The 1,774-nt window shown below is 61.8% G+C and carries 1 protein-coding gene; it reads left to right on the top strand.

Annotated features, from left to right (window positions below; genetic code table 11):
• On the top strand, nt 1-1,644 hold a 1,644-nt coding region (locus AC07AB_RS40175), incomplete at its 5' end, for a reverse transcriptase/maturase family protein (RefSeq protein WP_478577675.1).
• Nucleotides 1,645-1,774 lie beyond the last annotated feature (130 nt).

Genomic DNA, 1,774 nt, shown 5'->3' with positions numbered 1-1,774 from the left:
GGGGAAACCGCCGACGGCATGTCCGAAGCCAAGATCGGGCGCATCATTGAAGTCATGCGCCACGAGCGTTACCGCTTCCGTCCGGTACGACGCGTCTACATTCCGAAATCCAACGGAAAGACGCGCCCACTCGGCCTGCCGTCCTGGTCGGATAAACTCGTCGGTGAAGTGATCCGCCTCCTGTTGGAGGCATATTACGAACCACGATTCTCCGGCCGCTCCCACGGCTTCCGCCCCGGCCGGGGCTGTCACACGGCACTGTCCGAGGTGACACACAACTGGACCGGGACAACCTGGTTTATCGAAGGAGACATCTCCGACTGCTTCGGCTCGCTCGACCACGAGGTCCTGCTGGCGATCATGTCGGAGAAGATCCACGACAACCGGTTCCTCCGCCTCATCCGACAGATGCTGAAGGCGGGATACCTGGAGGACTGGAAATGGCATGCCACATTGTCGGGCTCCCCGCAAGGCGGCGTACTCTCTCCTCTCCTGTCCAACATCTACATGGACCGGCTGGACACGTTTGTTGAGACAGTTCTCATCCCGGAATACACCCGAGGGGCAAGCCGACGAAAGAATCCGGCTTACAGGGAGCTGGAGAATGCAATCTTGGCTACCCGGAAGCGGCTCGCATACAGAAAGGAGAACACCGAGACCACTCAAGTCCGCCAATGGCGCCAGGAGTTGCGCCGCCATCCGGCCGGAGATCCACACGATCCGGACTATCGGCGGCTACGCTATATCCGCTACGCGGACGATCATCTCCTCGGGTTCATCGGGCCCAAGGCCGAAGCCGAGGCTATCAAAGAGCGCCTGGCCAGATTCCTGCGCGACGACCTCAGGTTGGAATTGAACCAGAACAAGACGCTGATCACGCATGGCCGCACCCAGGCGGCCCGCTTCCTCGGCTACGAGATCACGGTTCAGCATGCCGACGAAAAAATCTCCCGGGGAGGCCGCGTCAACCGCGGTCTCCGCTCCATCAACGGGAAGATCCGACTCAGCGTGCCCAAGGACGTGATCAAGGCCAAATGTGCCCCGTTCCTCCGCCGTGGCAAACCCACGCACCTGCTCCCACTGACGAGTTGCACACCCTTCGACATCGTCAGTCTCTACGGAGCTCAATACCGGGGCATCGTTCAGTATTACCTGCTTGCCGGCGACGTCTGGAAACTCGACCGGCTCAAGGGGGTCATGCTGACCTCCATGCTCAAGACCCTGGCCGCCCGGCACCGGTCAAGGGTGACCACGATGGCCAATCGCTACAAGACGACCATCAGAACACCCCAAGGACCACGCAGGTGCTTCGAAGCCAGGATCGAACGCAAAGGCAGGAAACCACTGATCGCACGGTTCGGTGGCATTCCCCTCACCCGGAAACGGACGGCCGTCCTCGACGATCTTCCGTCCACCATGTCCACCCCCCGCAGCCGCCCGCGCGGCAGTCAACTGATCGACCGGCTCCAACGCGGTTGGTGCGAACTCTGCGAGAACCGGACTGAGGTGCAGGTACACCAGGTTCCCTCGCTCGCCGAGCTACGCGGCCAGGGAGAACAGTCCCCATGGGCGCAACTGATGCTCAAGAAACGGCGCAGAACCCTTGTGGTCTGCCCGCCTTGCCACGGAAGCATCCATGTGTGACCCGGGTGAACAACACGCAGCAGTCACTGGAGAGCCCGCTGCATCGAAAGGGTGCACGGCGGGTTCGGGCCGGGGGCCACTGGAAAAGGACCCGCACAGCGGAAACCTCGCCAGTGGCCTACCGGTACTC

Source organism: Streptomyces sp. NPDC044033 (assembly GCF_056434425.1).
The sequence above is the reverse complement of the archived record's forward strand: the minus strand, read 5'-3'. Positions and strand labels throughout refer to the sequence as shown.